Below are 17355 nucleotides of genomic sequence, written 5' to 3'. Positions count from 1 at the left end.
AGCTAGACTCGGGCGCGTGTTGCCAGCCGCCGCCGACCAGGTCGGACCGACGGCCGGCGCGGTGGGGGAAGGAACGGCCACCGGGCCGGCCCCTGTGCCCATCCGCCCGCTGCAGTTCCGCGAACTGCTGGATCTGCCGTTCGCGCTGATCCAGACCCCGATCCGGACCCTCGCCGCGCTGTACGCCGTCGCGGTCGCGGTGGCCACCGGGGTGGCCGTCGGCATGACCGCGGTCGTCTCGATCGCCACCGGCGGCTCCGACAGCGGCACCTTCTGGGGCGCGCTGGTGGTCACCCTGATCTGTGCGTGGACGCTGCGAATGTTCGTGCGCGGCACCACCGTTCCGCTCGGCCTGGCCGTGGTGCACGGGAAGCCCGCGAGCTGGCGCGGAGCATTGCAGCAGCTGGCCGCGGAAGCCGGTGCGCTGCTGGGCTATCAGGTCATGTACACGCTGGTCGGTGTCGGCGTGCTGCTGCTGGGCACGCCACTGATCATCACGCTGCCGCTGGCCGCGATCTGGCTGTTGTGGCTGCGGGCGCGGAAGTTCACGCTGCTGCCCGTGGTCTTCGACGAATCCGCCACCTACCGGCCGGCCGCGCTGCGCGCGAAAATCCTTGCCGCCGGGTCGGAATGGCAGCTGGTCGGGCTGCTGCTCTACCTGCGCGGACTGCTGGTGGTGCTGATCGTGCCGTTGCTGGCGCTGTGGCAGACCGTGTCCGGGGTCTCCGGCACCCACCGCTGGACGGTGACCGTCCTGGTCATCGCGTTCGCGCTGTTCGTCATCGCGCTCGGCGAAATGGTGGAGTCCGCCACCCAGGTCGTCGTCTACGTCGACAAGCGCTGCCGCCGCGAGGCCTGGGACATCACGGTGCCCGGCGAGGTGACGCGATGAACCGGCCCCCGAAGCCCGAGGACCGGCAGCCGATTCCGCCGGAGCCCGCGCTCGGGCCCGCCGCCGTGCACCTGGCGGCCGCGGAACAGGCCGCGCTGCACGCCGATTACCGGACCGCGCTGCGCGAACGGTATCGAGCCGTCACCCGCGGACTGGAACAACGCGGCATCCTCGAGGAGCAGCGGGCACGCACCGCGCGGGAGACCGCACAGGCCGCCACCACGGTGTCGCCCGAGGCGGCCGGACTGCCCTCGGCGGCACACAGTTTCGACGAGGTCGTGTACGGCGGCCGGCCCGCCGCCGAGGCCGAGTACCGGCTGCTGGAGCAGGCCGACCGGTTCTCCGTGGCGCCACCACCGGTCGACGCACCGGCCGAGATCACCGAACAACGCAAACCGCGCAAGTCCCGCAAGCCCGCCCGGGAGCGCGGTAACCGCGAACTCCCGGCCTGGCTCGGGGATTGGCGGCTGTGGGCCGCCATCGCGGGCATTCTCGCGGTCCTGGTGCTCGCGTACGTGCTGACTCATCTCGGGTCGCCGACGCCTCCCACGCCGCCGGCGCCGACCACGCCACCGCACGCACCCGTCACCACGCCGCCGCCCGCCGCGCCGCCGCCGAACACGCCGCCCCCGAATTTCGGTGCGGGCCAGGACTCCTTGTTCCAGCAGCTGCCCGGCTGGCTGGCCTTCGGCGGGCTGCAGTTCCTCATCGCCTGGGTGATCGTGCTGTGGTGGCGGGGCCGGCGACGCGGTGCGGTGGTCGGCGAACCCCTGCCCGTCGAGGCGCCCGCCGGTGAACTGCTCGCCGGGCAGGCCGGCCTGTACCGGAAGTCCCGCGACCACAACCATGTCGCGGACACCCTGCGGGCCGCCGCCCTGCGGCGGTTGCGGCCCGGGCTCGGCACCACCGCCGATACCCCGGCCGATGCGGTCACCGCGGTGATCGCGGCTCGCACCGGCGCGGACCCGGGCACCGTCCGGTCCGCCCTCTACGACCCGGTCGACGATCGGGGCAGCCTGGAACTCGTGGCCGCACAACTCGAATGGATCGAAGCGGAGGTCTTGTGACCGATCTTTCCCAGAACGTCGTGGACAGCAACCACACCCCGACCGCGCAGGACGCGCAGCAGGCGCTGCTCGCCCTGCGGGCGGAGATCGGGAAGGCGGTCATCGGCAACGATCACGCCGTCATGTTCCTGGTGCTGGCGCTGCTGTGCCGCGGGCATGTGCTGCTGGAAGGCGTTCCGGGCGTGGCCAAGACGCTGCTGGTGCGGGCCCTGGCCACCGCCCTGGATCTGGAGCATTCGCGCATCCAGTTCACGCCCGACCTGATGCCCGGCGATGTCACCGGCTCGCAGATCTACGACCCGCACACCACCGAGTTCACCTTCCGGCGCGGGCCCGTGTTCACCAATCTGCTGCTCGCCGACGAAATCAACCGCACGCCACCGAAAACGCAGTCCGCGCTGCTGGAATCCATGGAGGAGCGGCAGGTTTCGGTGGATGGCGTGCCGCAGCCGCTGCCCGATCCGTTCGTGGTGATCGCGACCCAGAACCCGATCGAGCAGGAGGGCACCTATCCGCTGCCGGAGGCGCAGCTGGACCGGTTCCTGTTCAAGGTCGACGTCCAATTGCCGGGCCGCGACGACGAATTCCGGATCCTGCAACGGCATGCCGCCGGCTTCGACCCGCGCGACCTGGCCGGCGCCGGGCTGCGGCCGGTCGCCGGGCCCGCGCACATCGCGGCCGCCCGCGCCGCGGTCGCGCAGGTGACGATCAGTCCCGAGGTGCTGGCGTACACGGTCGACCTGTGCCGGGCCACCCGCACCTCCCCCGCCGTCGCGCACGGCGCGTCCACCCGTGGCGCCACCGCGCTGATGGCCGCCGCCCGCGCCTTCGCGTGGCTCAACGGGCGCGCGTATGTGACACCCGATGATGTGAAAGCCGTTGCGACGGTGGTGCTCCGGCATCGGCTGCACCTGCGGCCCGAACACGAGGTGGAGGGCGTCACCGCCGAGGGCGTGCTGGCCTCGCTGCTGATGTCCGTCCCCGTGCCGGTGTAGCGGTGGTCGTCACCGGGCGGCTCGCCCTCGTGGCCGCGGTCGCGGCCCTGTTCGTCACGCTGGTGCTGCCGTCCTGGCCGGGCGTGGTGCTGGCCACGCTGCTGCTCGCGGCACTGATCGGGGTCGATCTGTCGTTGCTCGGATCGCCTGCGGCACTGGAGTTCTCGCGGGCGCCGATCACCACGGTCCGCACCGGGCGCAGCATCGACATCGAACTCGGCGTGCTCAATACCGGCGGCCGCACCCTGCGCGGCACGCTGTGGGACGACTGGCCGCCCAGCGCGCACGCCCGGCACCGCACCCATGCGCTGGCGCTGCCGCCCAATACCCGGTTGCGGCTGCACACCGAACTCACGCCGTCGTATCGCGGCGACCGCGAGGCCGGACCGGTGACCTTGCGCCTGCTGGGACCGCTCGGCCTGGCCGGGCGGCAGGTGCGGCGCGAGGTGCCCGCGCGGCTGCGGGCGCTGCCGCCGTTCCGCAGCGAGAAGATCCTCGCCTCCAAGGTGCGGCAGTTGCAGCATCTGGAAGGCCGCAACACCACCACGATTCGCGGGCAGGGCACCGAATTCGATTCCTTCCGTGAGTATGTGGCGGGCGACGATGTGCGCACCATCGACTGGCGGGCCACCGCCCGCGCCCAGGATGTGCTCGTCCGCACCTGGCGGCCGGAACGGAATCGGCACGTGGTCATGCTGCTCGACACCGGGCGGGTCAGTGCGGCCCGCATCGGCGACGGCACCCGCCTCGACGCGGGCATCGAGGCCGCGCTGCTGCTGGGCGGGCTGGCTGCCGCGGGTGGCGATTCGGTGGATCTGCTCGCCTTCGACCGAAGTGTGCGGACCGAGGTGCGCGGGGTCGGCGGAAAACGGCTGCAGCTCAAGCTCATGCACGCGCTGGCCGGGGTTGTGCCCGCGCTGGTCGACACCGACTATCAGGGCCTGCTGCGTACGACGCTGCAGCGGGCCCGGCGGCGCAGCCTGGTCGTCTGGTTCACGCATCTCGATGCCGCGACCATGCAGGAGGGGCTGCTGCCCGTGCTGCCGGTCCTCACCGAACGGCATCGCGTACTGGTCGTTTCGGTCACCGATCCCGAGGTGGCGGCCGCCGCGATCCGGCGGTCCGGCCTCGACGACCTCTACACGGCGGCGGCCGCTGAGAACGTCCTCGCTGAGCACGCGGTGGCGCGGGAGACCTTGCGCCGCATGGGTGTTCGCGTCATCACCGAAGCCCCTGATCGGCTGCCCGAGGCCCTGGCCGACGAGTACCTGGAACTCAAGCAGACAGGCGCGCTGTAGCCAGGAAGACGTCGGTCGGCGACTGCGGCACCACCATGGGCGGCGGCGGGATCGCCCGCCGCTGCCGCTCGGAGAGCACCGCGCCCAGAATGTGCAGCGGCGGATAGCCATTGAGCGGGGCCACACCGAGCTTGGCGCAGGTGGTGATGACCAGTGCCCGGCCCAGCCGGTCCCGCACCTCGGGTGTCAGGGTCCGCCAGCGCAACAGGTACTGGCGGATGGACAGCGCGAGTTCGTCGGGCAGCCCGGACAGGTCGAGTTGCCGCGCCCACCCCGTCAGCCACGGCGGCGGCGCGGCCAGGGCGGCGTACGGCAGGCGGCTGCGATCGTGCACGACGACCGTCCCCGCCAGGGCGTCCCCGATGCGCCGGCCCTGTGGCGAGCACATCGACACCACCACGGCGATCAATCCCGTACCCAGCATCCAGAAGTCGACGATGCCCGACAGCCCGCGAGTGACCGCGTGCCGGAAGTCGATCGGCCCGCCGTCGGCCCGCACCACCCGCAGCCCCATGGCCATCTTCCCGGCCGACCGCCCCCGCGTGAACGTCTCGAACAGCACCGGATATCCGATCAGCGCGCTCACCAGCGTCACCAGCATCGCCGCGTCCTGCCACGCCGAATCCGCGTCCAGCCAATTCAGCAGCGCCATCAGCACGAGCAGCAACAGCAGCCCGATCACGACCTGCACGATCAGATCGAGCAGGAACGCCGCGGCCCGCGTAGGGATCCGCGCGATCGGCAGTTCGACGGCGACAGCCTCGCCCGTGGTGAAAAGCGCCATGTCACCGTCATTCTTCCCAGCCGTGGCAGCGAATGGCAACCGTCCGATCGCGTGGGCCAGTGATTGTCGGCCTGCTCGAATAGCATTCGAGCGAGCCCGGTAGGAGGGGACCCGATGGATCTGGACGCGTACACGTTCGTGCACCGGCCGACGTGGGATCGGCTGGATCGGCTGGCTTCACAGCGGCAGCGCCTCGATGGGGCGGAGGCGGATGAACTGGTCCGTCTGTATCGGCTGGCGTCGCAGCAGCTGGCGCGATTGCAGACGCGGTCGGCGGATCCGGAGTTGCTGGCGGGGCTTTCGGCGGTGCTGACCCGGGCGCGGGGGCGGATTCTGGGGGCGCGGATCGATACGGTCCGGGAGATCGGGCGGTTCTTCACGCATCGTTTCCCGGAGGCGGTGTACCGCGCGGCGCCCTGGTGGGTGTCGGTGGCGGCGATCTTCCTGCTCGGGACGACGGCGCTGGCGGCGTGGGTCGCGAATTCGGAGGCGGCGCGCCGGCATCTGGGCCTGGATACCGACACCGACCGGCTGACCCGGCCCGGCGGCGAGTTCGAGACCTATTACTACGAGCACTCGCACGACGCGTTCGCCGCCAAGGTGTGGACGAACAATGCGTGGGTGGCGGCGATGGCCTTGTTCACCGGGATTCTCATTCTGCCCGCGGTGTGGCTGATCCTGATGAACGCGGTGAATCTCGGGATCAGCGCCGGGCTGATGGCGGAGGCCGGCCGGATGGATTCCTTCTTCGGCTACATCCTCCCGCACGGCATGCTGGAGCTCACCGCCATCTTCGTGGCGGGCGGCGCGGGCCTGAAACTGGGCTGGACCCTGATCGATCCGGGCCGGGAGAGTCGCGCCCGGGCGCTGGCCCGGCAGGGGCGGGCGACCGCGGTGATCGCGCTCGGATTGACCGGTGTACTGCTGGTTTCCGGTTTCATCGAGGGTTTCGTGACCCCGAGCGGCTTGCCGACCGCGCTGCGCATCACCACCGGCGCGGCGGCGGAACTCGGTTTCCTCTTCTATGTTTTCGCTCGTGGCCGAACCGTTGTGGCGGCGCAGCGGGCCCTTGACGCGGGGGTGGAAGAGGCGGAGCACATGCCGGGTTACCCGGCGGGGAGGTCCCCGGAAGTGATTGCGGGAGTGGCGACTTCGTAGTCGCGCAACAGGCTCGGAGAGGCGGAGCCGTGCCGGAATTGATATCCACTGGCCGCAGCGAGTCCGGCTCAGCTGCGGCCAGCGTTGCCGATGACTCTACACAATCGTTATGGCTACGCAACCTCCAACGCGGACCGAAAGCGTATATACGACCAGGCGAAACACGCCGTCCCCGTGGGGAACCCGGCAAGATCGCTAATTCCCGGCATACGCTTTGCGGACGGTCTGCGGAGGACTCCGGAACCGGCCTCCCGGTCGACTTTCCAGTCCGGTTTCGACCCCCGGTGTGCAACTTCCAGCAACCCTCGTCCAACGGTTTGCCGAAATCTCTCCCGTTTACCACTTACCACCGGTTCTACCCGCGTTAACCTGGTGTTTCGCCGCAGCTCAGCCCCTTTGCCCACTGATCGCCAGCAGATAAACATACTGAAAGTTTGTTTACCCCGGTTAAGTCCAAATCGACGTCAGGCATAACTCGAGTGAAATCGGGCGCATACCCCACACGAAACCTTCCGGCAAACGAATTACAGCCCTCCGGAACCCCTTCCGGGACCCCCGGCAACCCGCTGCGCGGGCCCCTGCCCGCCACCCCTGCGATCTTCGTCACACAAGCCTTCGACCTGGGGATTTCATGAAGGATCGAGCAACCGCCGAGCGGAGTCTCCCGGACAACGGAAAAGGCCCGCTTCGAATCCGAAGCGGGCCTTCTCTACTGGTGGGCGAGGGGGGACTTGAACCCCCACGTCCTTACGGACACTGGCACCTGAAGCCAGCGCGTCTGCCATTCCGCCACTCGCCCGAGCGACGAGAGAAAAACTATCACGGGGTATGCGCTAAAACGAAATCGCCTGGTTACCGGCGGTACCGACCTCTCATAGCACCCCGGGAACCTTGGCGCGTTTCCAAGAGTTACAGGTGTGGACGATCGTGGATATCATGCAATCACCGTGTCCCTGCGGCGACACGCCATGCCTGCGTGTCGCTGATGTCGGACGCACCGCGACGCGCCACGGCGTCAACGGACCACGACACGAAGAACGCTTCACTCGAGGGAGCGTCCTGACCCGAGAGGAGGGGCCATGGGGATCGTTTCCCGCTTCGAACGCCGCCTCCAGGACGCGGTCGGGGATGTCTTCGCGCGAGCCTTCGGCGGTAGCGTGGTCCCCCAGGAGGTCGAAACGGCGCTGCAGCGTGAGGCCGCCGACCATATCCAGGATGTCGGCGGCGGACATCTGCTCGCACCGAACAGCTATGTCATCACCGTCAACGAATCCGATCTGGGGAAGCTCGTCCAGGGTGAGGGACAGGCGGATCAAGGCCTCACACTGCGGGCCTTCGCAAAACATCTACAGGACTACATCCGCGAACAAGGGTGGCAGACCTACGGTGAAGTGCACGTGGAGTTCGAGGCATCCCCTACGCTGCACACCGGACAGTTCAGGACGCACGGCCGGGTGGATCCGGACGTGGGGCGGCGGGCAGGCCCGTCACCGGGTGCTGAACGCCCACAACGAACCGACCCGCAACCAGGAGCTGGCCCCATGACGCAGAACTCAGGCTACGACCCGAGCCGTGAGCCCGCGGAGTCCGATCCACGAGGCCGCGGGTACGCGCCCCCGCCCGCGGGCCGTAACCCGCAGGGCTACGGCGAATACGGTCGGGGAGGTGCGCAGCAGTACCCGGAACAGGGCGGCTACAGCGGCCAGCCCGAACAACAGGGCTACAGCGAATACCAGAACGGCTACGACTACCAGCAGGGCGCCGGCTACGGCCAGCAGGGCGGGTACGCCGAGCAGGGCTACGGCCAGCAGCAGGGCTACGGTCAGGCCGATCAGGCGTACGGCCAGCAGGGCTACGAGCAGGGCTACGGCCAGCAGGGTGGTTACGCCGAGCCCGGGTACGCGGAGCCGGGGTACGGCCAGCAGCAGGGCTATGCCGAGCAGGGGTACGGGCAGCAGCAGCACGGTTACGGGCAGCAGCAGCCGGGTTACGCCGAGCAGGGCTATGCGCAGCAGCCGGGCTATGGCGAGCAGGGCTACGCGCAGCAGCCGGGTTACGCCGAGCAGGGCGGGTACGCCGAGCCGGGTTACGCGGACCAGGGGTACGGCCAGCAGCAGGGCTATGCCGACCAGGGCTACGGCCAGCAGGGCGGCGGTTACGGCGCGGCGGCGCCGGCGCGCGGCGGTTCGGGCTATTCGGCCACGCTGCAGCTGGACGACGGCTCCGGCCGCACGTACCAGTTGCGCGAGGGCAGCAACATCATCGGACGCGGCCAGGACGCGCACTTCCGCCTGCCGGATACGGGAGTTTCCCGGCGGCACATCGAGGTTCGCTGGGACGGTCAGACCGCGATGCTGTCGGACCTCGGTTCGACCAATGGCACGCTGGTCAACGGGTCGCCCGTGCAGGACTGGCAGCTCGCCGACGGCGATGTGATCCGCGCCGGACATTCCGAGATCCTGATCCGGATCGTCTGATCCCGTAAGCTCGCGATGCAGGTCACGATATGGCGCGATTTTCCTCGGTCGTATCGTGATCGCAACCGGTCTACGGCCCTATGATGCTGCCAACACTCGCGGTGGTAGTAGGTCGTGCTGACCAGCAACACACCGGTTGGGGGTCGACGAACCGTACCTACGACACGGTCCGAACAGGAGGTGGAGACCCGTGCAGGGATTGATCCTGCAATTGACCCGGGCGGGGTTCCTGCTGCTGTTGTGGTTGTTCGTATGGGCGGTGCTGAGGACCCTGCGCAGCGATATCTACGCGGCATCCGGCCTGCGGGTCGCGCCTCGGGCCGCAGGCGGTTCCGCGGTGCTCCCATCGTTCCGCCGGGGCCAGAAGGGCGCCAAATATCTCGTGGTGACTCAGGGTTCACTCGCCGGCACTCGGATCTCACTCGGCACACAGCCGGTGCTGATCGGGCGCGCGGACGACTCCACGCTGGTTCTCACCGACGACTACGCCTCCACCCGTCATGCGCGACTGTCACCGCGCGGCGAGGATTGGTACGTCGAGGATCTCGGTTCCACCAACGGCACCTACCTCGACCGGTCGAAGGTCACCACTCCGGTCCGAGTTCCACTCGGTACCCCTGTCCGTGTCGGTAAGACAGTGATCGAGCTGCGATCGTGACACTTGTTCTCCGCTACGCAGCGCGCAGCGACCGTGGTCTCGTACGGGCCAACAACGAGGATTCCGTGTACGCCGGGGCGCGTCTGCTCGCGCTCGCGGACGGTATGGGTGGTCATGCGGCCGGTGAGGTCGCCTCACAGCTGATGATCGCCGCGCTGGCGCACCTCGACGACGACGAGCCAGGCGACGATCTGCTCGGCAAGCTGGATCGTGCTGTGCACGAAGGCAATGCGGCGATCGCCGATCAGGTCGAGGAGGAACCGGAACTCGACGGCATGGGCACCACGCTCACCGCCATCCTGTTCGCGGGCCGCAAACTCGGGCTGGCGCATATCGGTGACTCGCGCGCCTACATGCTCAGAAACGGTGAGCTGGCACAGATCACCCGCGACGACACCTTCGTGCAGTCGCTGGTGGACGAGGGCCGGATCACGCCGGAGCAGGCGCACACCCATCCGCAGCGTTCGCTGATCATGCGCGCGCTCACCGGCAACGAGATCGAGCCGACCCTGGTGATGCGCGAGGCGCGTGCCGGGGATCGCTATCTCCTGTGCTCGGACGGTCTGTCCGATGTGGTGAGCGACGAGACCATCCAGAACACCATGCGGGAGGGCGGCACCGACGAGGCCGCCGACCGGCTCATCGAATTGGCTTTGCGCAGTGGCGGTCCGGACAACGTGACCGTGGTGGTCGCGGATGTCATCGATCTGGACTACGGCCAGTCGCATCCGATCGTGGCGGGCGCCGCGTCGGGTGAGGACGAGGACACGCCGCCGCCGAACACCGCCGCCGGGCGGGCCGCCGCCATGCGGCCGCCGCGCGCGGTGCCGCGGCGCGCGGTGCAGCTGCCGGAGCCGGAGCCGCCGAAGAAGAGTCACAAGCTGCGCTGGATCGCCTTGTCGATCGCGCTGCTGGTGGCCATCGGCGCCGGTCTCACGGTGGGCTACAACATGATTCGCAGCAACTACTACATCGGCACGGACGGTGAGAAGGTGGTCGTGCTGCGCGGCCTGCCCGGTTCCGTGCTGGGTTATTCGATTCGCGATGTGGATCAGATCGCGTGTGTCACGCGCACGGGTGAGATGAAGCTGGCCGCGCCCGGCGACAACTTCCCGGACGGCTGCCGTGCCCTGACCCGCTCGGATCTGCGCCCCAGTGGCCGGGATTCGGTGGACAAGGGTCTGCCGCCGGGTTCGCGCGAGGATGCCGTCAAGCAGATCCAGACGCTGGTGGCCGGGGAACTGCTGCCGCCGTGCGAGAAGCCGCAGCCGGTGGCTCCCCCGGTGACGCCGCCCGCGCCCGATCCGAATCAGGCCAATCAGCCGGCCGCCACCACGACTCCGGTGCCGCCGACGACGCCCGCCGTTCCGTCGGGTGAGCAGCACGCGCCGGTCACCCCGACCGTTCCCACCACTTCGACCGCGCCGCAGACTCCGGGGCAGAACTGCAGAGTGGCGGACTGATGTCCGCACCGGCACCGCCGTCCACTGGGGCTTTCCCCAGTCCACCCGGCGGATTCGCGCCTGCGCCGCCACCTTCGACTCGGCGGAATGTCGAGTTGTTGCTGCTCGGGTGTGCGGCGGTCATCACCACGGTGTCGCTGATCCTGGTGGAAGCCAGCCAGGAGCAGGAGATCACCTGGGAGATCGCGAAACTGGGTGCCGCGTATCTGGCCTTGTTCGGGGTGGCGCATCTGGCGGTGCGGCGGTTCGCACCCTTCGCGGATCCGCTCCTACTACCGATCGTGGCCCTGCTGAACGGTCTGGGGCTGGTGCTGATTCACCGCCTGGACCTAGCCGAGGCGCAGGACGCCGCATTCGCCTCCCTGCCCATCCCCTCCCCCGACGCCAACCAGCAGGTGCTGTGGACGGGGTTGGGGATGGTGGTTTTCATGGGTCTGTTGATCGTGCTGCGTGACTACCGGTCGCTGGCGCGGTACGCGTACACGCTGGGGCTGATCGGTCTGGTCGCGCTGGCGGTTCCGGCGTTCCTGCCGGATCGGTACTCGCAGGTGAACGGCGCCAAGATCTGGATTCGCCTGACCGGCTTCAGTATTCAGCCGGGTGAGTTCGCGAAGATCCTGCTGATCATCTTCTTCGCGGGCATCCTGGTGGCGAAGCGGGACATGTTCACCGGTGCGGGCAAGCATGTGTTCGGCATGGAGTTGCCGCGCATGCGGGACATGGGCCCGATCCTGGTGGTGTGGGCCGTGTCGGTGGGCGTGCTGGTGGTGGAGAAGGATCTCGGCACCTCGCTGCTCATCTACTGCACCGTGCTGTGCATGCTCTACATCGCGACCGAGCGGGTGGGCTGGGTGGCGGTGGGTGTGGTGCTGCTCGGCATCGGATTCGTGTTCGCGTACAACTTCTTCGCGGTGGTGCGGGTGCGGACCTCGACGTGGCTGCATCCGTTCGCCGATTACAGCAATACCGGCTACCAGATTTCGCAGTCGCTGTTCGGGCTGGCCACGGGTGGCTTGGCCGGGACGGGGCTGGGTAGCGGGCGGCCCTCGCAGGTGCCGTTCGCCAAGACCGACTTCATCGTGTCCGCCATCGGCGAGGAGCTGGGCCTGATCGGGCTGGCCGCGCTGCTGATGTTGTTCTGCGTGTTCGTGATTCGCGGTATCCGTACCGCGCTGGCGATCCGGGACAGTTTCGGCAAGCTGCTGGCCGCCGGTCTCGCGTTCACCGTCGCGATCCAGGTGTTCGTGGTGGTGGGCGGTGTCACCAAGCTGATTCCGCTGACCGGACTGACCACGCCGTTCATGTCGTACGGCGGTTCCTCGCTGCTGGCCAACTATGCGCTGGTGGCGTTGCTGATTCGGGTGTCCGATGCGGCCCGCGCGCCCGCTCCGGTGCGCAAGCGGGCGCCGGAGCCGATCGTGGACGCCCCCACCGAGTTGCTGAGCAAGGCGACCGAGGTGACGCGCAAACTCGAGCCGGCCGATCTGTTGCGTAAGACATTGCGTAAGACCAAGGGGGGCGCCGCGTGAACACACCTCTGCGCCGGGTGGCGCTGGCGGTCATGGTCATGATCGTGGCGCTGCTCGCGAATGCCACCTACGTCCAGGTGATCAAGGCCGACAGCCTGCGCAACGATCCACGGAACGTGCGGGTGCTGCTGGACGAGTACGCCCGCCAGCGCGGGCAGATCTCCGCGTCGGGCACCGTGCTGGCGTCGTCGGTGGCCACCGACGACCGGTACAAGTACCTGCGCACCTATCCGACGGATCCGCAGGCGTACGCGCCCGTCACCGGCTTCTACTCGATGCAGTACGGCAGCACCGGCCTGGAGCACGCCGAGGATTCGGTGCTGAACGGTTCGGACAATCAGTTGTTCGGGCGCCGACTCATCGACATGATCTCCGGCCGGGATCCGCGCGGCGGCAATGTGATCACCACGATCAACCCGGTCATGCAGAAGGTCGCCTACGACCAGCTGACCGCCAAGGGCTACACCGGTTCGGTGGTGGCGATCGAGCCGAGCACCGGCCGCATCCTCACCATGGTGTCCACGCCGTCCTACGATCCGAACCTGTTGTCCGGGCACGACGGCGCCCGCACCCAGCAGACCTGGCAGCAGCTGCAGCAGGATCCGAAGCAGCCGATGCTGAATCGCGCTGTCTCGCAGACCTATCCGCCGGGTTCCACGTTCAAGGTGGTGGTGTCCGCGGCGGCGCTGTCCAACAATGTGGCGCAGCCGAGCGACCTGTTCACCGCGGACCCGCGAATCACCTTGCCGGACACCACGACCACGCTGGAGAACTACGACGGCGAGCACTGCGGGCCCGGCAATTCGCCGACCGCGTCCATGATGGACGCGTTCCGTTTCTCCTGTAATACCGCGTATGCGCAGATCGGCATGAAGGTCGGCGCGGCGAAGCTCAAGGACGAGGCCAACGCGTTCGGCATCGGCGGCGGCCAGCACCCGAACATTCCGATTCCGTGGGCGGACAGCACCGTCGGGACCATCCCCGATCAGGCCGCGCTCGCGCAGAGCAGCATCGGGCAGCGCGATGTGGCCCTCACCCCGCTGGACAATGCGGTGGTCGCGGCGACCATCGCCAACGGCGGCGTGCGGATGCAACCGCATCTGGTGGACACCCTGCAGGCGCCGGATCTGACCACCCTGGACACCTTCAAGCCAACCTCGGTCGGGCAGGCGGTGTCCGCGCCGGTGGCCAGCACGATCACCAACATGATGATCGAATCGGAGAAGGCCACGACGGGCGGCACGGATCCCCGGCCGTACCAGATCGCGTCCAAGACCGGTACCGCCGAACACGGCAACGATCCGCGCAACACCCCGCCGCACGCCTGGTACATCGCCTTCGCGCCGGCGCAGAACCCGAAGATCGCCATCGCGGTGATCGTGGAGAACGGTGGTGACCGGGCGCTGGCCGCGACCGGTGGTTCCGTCGCCGCACCCATCGCCCGCGCGGTGCTGGACGCCGGGTTGCAGGGGAGCTGAACCATATGAAGGTGCAAGGTAGACGGGGTATCGAATGCTGAACAACGGTGCTCTGATCGCGGACCGGTACCGGCTGCAGCGACTGATCGCCACCGGCGGCATGGGCCAGGTCTGGGAGGCCCTCGACACCCGGCTGGATCGCCGGGTGGCGGTGAAGGTGCTGAAGGCGGAGTTCTCCACCGATCCCACCTTCCGGCACCGGTTCCGGACCGAGGCGCAGACCACGGCGCGGCTGAATCATCCCGGTATCGCGGGCATCTACGACTACGGCGAGACCGCGGACCCGTCGGGCGGTGAGATCGCCTATCTGGTCATGGAATACGTGCAGGGCGAACCGTTGAACGCGGTGCTGAGCCGGCTGGGCCGGCTGTCCGTCGCGCAGGCCCTGGACATGCTGGAGCAGACCGGCCGCGCGCTGCAGGTGGCGCACGCGGCGAGCGTGGTGCACCGGGATGTGAAGCCCGGCAACATACTCGTGACGCCGACCGGGCAGGTGAAGATCACCGACTTCGGTATCGCCAAGGTCGTGGACGCGTCGCCGGTCACCAAGACCGGCATGGTCATGGGCACCGCGCAGTACATCGCGCCGGAGCAGGCCACCGGTGAGGACGCCACCTCCGCGTCCGACGTGTATTCGCTGGGCGTGGTCGGTTACGAAGCACTCGCGGGCGCAAGGCCTTTCGCGGGTGACGGCGCCCTGACCGTCGCCATGAAGCATGTGCGGGAGACCCCGCCGCCGCTGCCCGCCGATCTGCCGCCGAACGTGCGCGAGCTGATCGAGATCACCATGGCCAAGGATCCGCATCAGCGGTACACCAGCGGCGGCGAGTTCGCCGACGCGGTGGCCGCGGTGCGTTCCGGGAGACGGCCGCCGCCGACCGGCGGGATCCCGATTCCCACGGGTGCGACGCGGGTGCTGCCGCCCGGCCCGACCATGATCATTCCGGGGGCGCCGCGCGCCGACCAGCCGACCACCCGGTACCCCACGCCGCCGCCCGCGCGGCCGCAGCCGCCCACCGGCGCGGCCACCGCGACCACCCTGCTGGCCGGCCCCAACCGGGCCGGCGGACCGCCCACCGGTCCCGGCGGCGGCAACGGCACGGGCACCGGCGGTGGCGGGCGTTTCAGCAACAATCAGAAGGCGGTCGCCGGATTCGGCGTCGGCGCACTGATTCTCGGCGGCCTGGCCGCCTGGGTGCTGCTCGGTGACACCTCGAACGACACCACCCCGGCGACCAAGACCAGTGCCGTGGTCGCGCCCCCGGTGGTGCCGCCCACCACGACCACCACCGACGACGCGCCCACCACGACCACCCGGACGCACCGGCAGCAGCCGCCGCCCACCTACGACCAGAGCACGGATCCGCCGGTCACGACCACGACGGCGCCGCCCACCACCACGACGACGGTGCCGCCGACCACGACCACCACGGTCCCGCCGACCACCACGACGACCACCACGCCCAACCCGTGGCAGACCCCCACGCGCTTCCCGCGTCCGACCTTCGGCGAATTACCATGGCCAGGAGTTCCCGGAGCGCGGGGATACGACGGATACATGGGCACCACGGACCCGGACAGCTCGCCCCCTGCCATCCCACAAGGACTGCCATGACGACCCCGAAGAACCTGTCCTCTCGCTACGAGCTGGGCGAGATCATCGGGTTCGGCGGCATGTCCGAGGTACACAAGGCCCGGGATCTGCGTCTCGGCCGGGACGTAGCCATCAAGGTGCTGCGCGCCGATCTGGCCCGCGACCCCACTTTCTACCTGCGGTTCAAGCGGGAGGCGCAGAACGCGGCCGCGCTGAACCATCCCGCCATCGTCGCGGTGTACGACACCGGCGAGGCCGAGATCGACGGCGGTCCGCTGCCCTACATCGTCATGGAGTACGTCGACGGTGACACGCTGCGCGACCTCGTGCGCGGCAAGGGACCGCTGCCGCCGCGACGGGCCATGGAGGTCATCGCGGATGTGTGTGCGGCACTGGACTTCTCGCACCGCAACGGCATCGTGCACCGGGACATGAAGCCCGCCAACATCATGATCAACCGCGCGGGCGCGGTGAAGGTGATGGACTTCGGCATCGCGCGCGCCATCGCGGACAGCTCCAACCCCATGACGCAGACCGCCGCCGTCATCGGCACCGCCCAGTACCTGTCGCCCGAGCAGGCCCGCGGCGAGCAGGTGGACGCCCGCTCCGACGTGTACTCGGTCGGCTGTGTGCTGTACGAAATCCTCACCGGCGAACCGCCTTTCACCGGCGACTCCCCGGTCGCGGTCGCCTACCAGCACGTGCGGGAGGATCCGCGGCTGCCCTCGCAGGTGTACGCGGGTGTGCCGCGCGAACTCGACTCGGTCGTGCTCAAGGCCATGAGCAAGAACCCGGCCAACCGGTACCAGACCGCCGCCGAGATGCGCGCCGACCTCATCCGCGTGCTCGGCGGCCAGAAGCCCACCGCGCCCATGGTCATGACCGACGAGGACCGCACCGGCTTCCTCGACGACGACCTGCCGCCGCCGCGCAGCTACCGCACCGTCGAACGCCGCGACGGCGACGACACCACCGAACAGGAGATCGTCGAGGCCTCCCCGCGCCGCCGCACCGCGCTCATCGCGGTGCTCAGCGTCGCCATCGTCGCGGTGGTCGCGGCCCTCGCGTGGGTGCTCATCGGTCCCGGCTCGCATCCGGATCAGGTCTCGGTGCCCGACTACGCGAACCAGAACTCCGCACTGGCGCAACGAGATCTGGAGCGGCTCGGATTCACCGTCGCCATCCAGCAGAAGCCGGATCAGAAGGTGGCGCAGGGCAATGTCATCTCCACCCAGCCATTGGGTGGTTCGCGGGTCGACAAGGGCAGCACCATCACGCTGCAGGTATCGACCGGTCCCGCCCAGGTCGCCGTGCCGAAACTGGCCGGACTCAGCCAATCGCAGGCCGAGCAACAGCTGAATTCGCAGGGGCTGCAGCTGAATCCGGATGTGAAGCGGGACGCGTCGAGCATCGACGACAAGGACAAGGTGATCGCCCAGAGCCCCGACGCCGGTCAGCGCACCGACTCGGGCGGGCAGGTCACCATCACCCTCGGCAAGGGCCCGGACAAGGTGCAGGTGCCCGATGTCGTCGGCCAGTCCATCGACGTGGCGCAGTCCACGCTGTCCGACACCGCCGGCTTCAAGGTGACCATCCAGCAGGTGCCGAACAACCAGCCCAAGGGCACCGTCATCGCCACCACCCCGTCCGCGGGCACCCAGGCCGACAAGGGCTCCACGGTCACCGTGCAGGTGTCCACCGGCGATCAGCTCACCATGCCCGACCTGCGTGGCCTCACCCCGGCGCAGGCCGTGGGCGCCCTGCAGCAGCAGGGCTGGAACGGGCAGATCGCGCAGAACACCATGAACACGGTGAACCCGGGCGAGGTCGGACGGGTGCTGGCGCAGCAGCCGAGCGCGGGATCCTCACTGGGCAAGTCGCAGACGGTGACCATCACTACCGGCGTGCTGTCCCTGGGCCCACCGTGATGTCCGGTCCCCTCGAATGACGAAGCGCCCCCGG

At 68.9% G+C, this 17355-nt stretch carries 13 protein-coding genes and 1 tRNA gene; 12 read left to right on the top strand and 2 right to left on the bottom strand.

What is annotated here, in order from left to right; genetic code table 11:
* Positions 1-16: 16 nt before the first annotated feature.
* The 4 genes from ACH438_RS22115 to ACH438_RS22100 are packed head-to-tail and all read left to right on the top strand — an operon-like array spanning position 17 to position 4252.
* Positions 17-892 carry a hypothetical protein gene (locus ACH438_RS22115; RefSeq protein ID WP_397008011.1) on the top strand — a complete coding sequence of 292 codons (876 nt, stop codon included), beginning with the start codon at positions 17-19 and terminating at the stop codon, positions 890-892.
* Entirely contained in the window at positions 889-1959 is a 1071-nt protein-coding gene (locus ACH438_RS22110) for a DUF4129 domain-containing protein (protein ID WP_397008009.1), read from the top strand. Before ACH438_RS22115 ends, ACH438_RS22110 begins: the two co-directional genes overlap by 4 nt.
* Positions 1935-2954, top strand: a complete 1020-nt coding sequence (locus ACH438_RS22105; RefSeq protein WP_397008007.1) for an AAA family ATPase — start codon at positions 1935-1937, stop codon at positions 2952-2954. Before ACH438_RS22110 ends, ACH438_RS22105 begins: the two co-directional genes overlap by 25 nt.
* A gap of 2 nt (positions 2955-2956) precedes the next feature.
* Positions 2957-4252 (top strand): DUF58 domain-containing protein, encoded by a 1296-nt coding sequence (locus ACH438_RS22100; protein ID WP_397008005.1) that lies wholly within the window; start codon positions 2957-2959, stop codon positions 4250-4252.
* On the opposite strand, the gene ACH438_RS22095 is transcribed toward ACH438_RS22100, so the two are convergent.
* Positions 4230-5036 (bottom strand): RDD family protein, encoded by an 807-nt coding sequence (locus ACH438_RS22095; RefSeq protein WP_397008003.1) that lies wholly within the window; start codon positions 5034-5036, stop codon positions 4230-4232. The genes ACH438_RS22100 and ACH438_RS22095 overlap by 23 nt on opposite strands.
* A 114-nt stretch (positions 5037-5150) precedes the next feature.
* On the opposite strand from ACH438_RS22095, the gene ACH438_RS22090 reads away from it, so the two are divergent.
* A complete protein-coding gene (locus ACH438_RS22090) occupies positions 5151-6194 on the top strand; it encodes a stage II sporulation protein M (RefSeq protein WP_397008001.1) in 1044 nt (347 codons plus the stop codon).
* Between the two features lie 713 nt (positions 6195-6907).
* Here ACH438_RS22090 and ACH438_RS22085 read toward each other — a convergent pair.
* Positions 6908-6993: transfer RNA gene (locus ACH438_RS22085), tRNA-Leu, on the bottom strand.
* 280 nt (positions 6994-7273) lie between these two features.
* On the opposite strand from ACH438_RS22085, the gene ACH438_RS22080 reads away from it, so the two are divergent.
* From ACH438_RS22080 to pknB, 7 genes are all read left to right on the top strand, one after another.
* On the top strand, positions 7274-8671 hold the full coding sequence (locus ACH438_RS22080) for a DUF3662 and FHA domain-containing protein (protein ID WP_397007999.1): 1398 nt from the start codon (positions 7274-7276) through the stop codon (positions 8669-8671).
* 190 nt (positions 8672-8861) lie between these two features.
* Positions 8862-9329: an FHA domain-containing protein gene (locus tag ACH438_RS22075; RefSeq protein WP_040862589.1), complete on the top strand. Its 468-nt coding sequence runs from the start codon at positions 8862-8864 to the stop codon at positions 9327-9329.
* A complete protein-coding gene (locus ACH438_RS22070; RefSeq protein ID WP_397007997.1) occupies positions 9326-10792 on the top strand; it encodes a protein phosphatase 2C domain-containing protein in 1467 nt (488 codons plus the stop codon). The genes ACH438_RS22075 and ACH438_RS22070 overlap by 4 nt, the downstream gene beginning before the upstream one ends.
* The gene (locus ACH438_RS22065; protein WP_397007995.1) at positions 10792-12321 is read left to right on the top strand and encodes an FtsW/RodA/SpoVE family cell cycle protein; all 1530 of its coding nucleotides are present in this window, start codon (positions 10792-10794) and stop codon (positions 12319-12321) included. The genes ACH438_RS22070 and ACH438_RS22065 overlap by 1 nt, the downstream gene beginning before the upstream one ends.
* Positions 12318-13799, top strand: a complete 1482-nt coding sequence (locus tag ACH438_RS22060) for a peptidoglycan D,D-transpeptidase FtsI family protein (RefSeq protein WP_397007993.1) — start codon at positions 12318-12320, stop codon at positions 13797-13799. The genes ACH438_RS22065 and ACH438_RS22060 overlap by 4 nt, the downstream gene beginning before the upstream one ends.
* Before the next feature lie 34 nt (positions 13800-13833).
* Positions 13834-15414, top strand: a complete 1581-nt coding sequence (locus tag ACH438_RS22055; protein ID WP_397007991.1) for a protein kinase — start codon at positions 13834-13836, stop codon at positions 15412-15414.
* Entirely contained in the window at positions 15411-17321 is a 1911-nt protein-coding gene (gene pknB, locus ACH438_RS22050) for a Stk1 family PASTA domain-containing Ser/Thr kinase (RefSeq protein WP_397007989.1), read from the top strand. The genes ACH438_RS22055 and pknB overlap by 4 nt, the downstream gene beginning before the upstream one ends.
* Positions 17322-17355 lie beyond the last annotated feature (34 nt).

The sequence above is a fragment of the Nocardia sp. NPDC020380 genome, from assembly GCF_044386975.1.
Classification (GTDB): domain Bacteria; phylum Actinomycetota; class Actinomycetes; order Mycobacteriales; family Mycobacteriaceae; genus Nocardia.
Note: the sequence above shows the minus strand (reverse complement) of the source record. Positions and strands in the feature narration are given on the sequence as shown.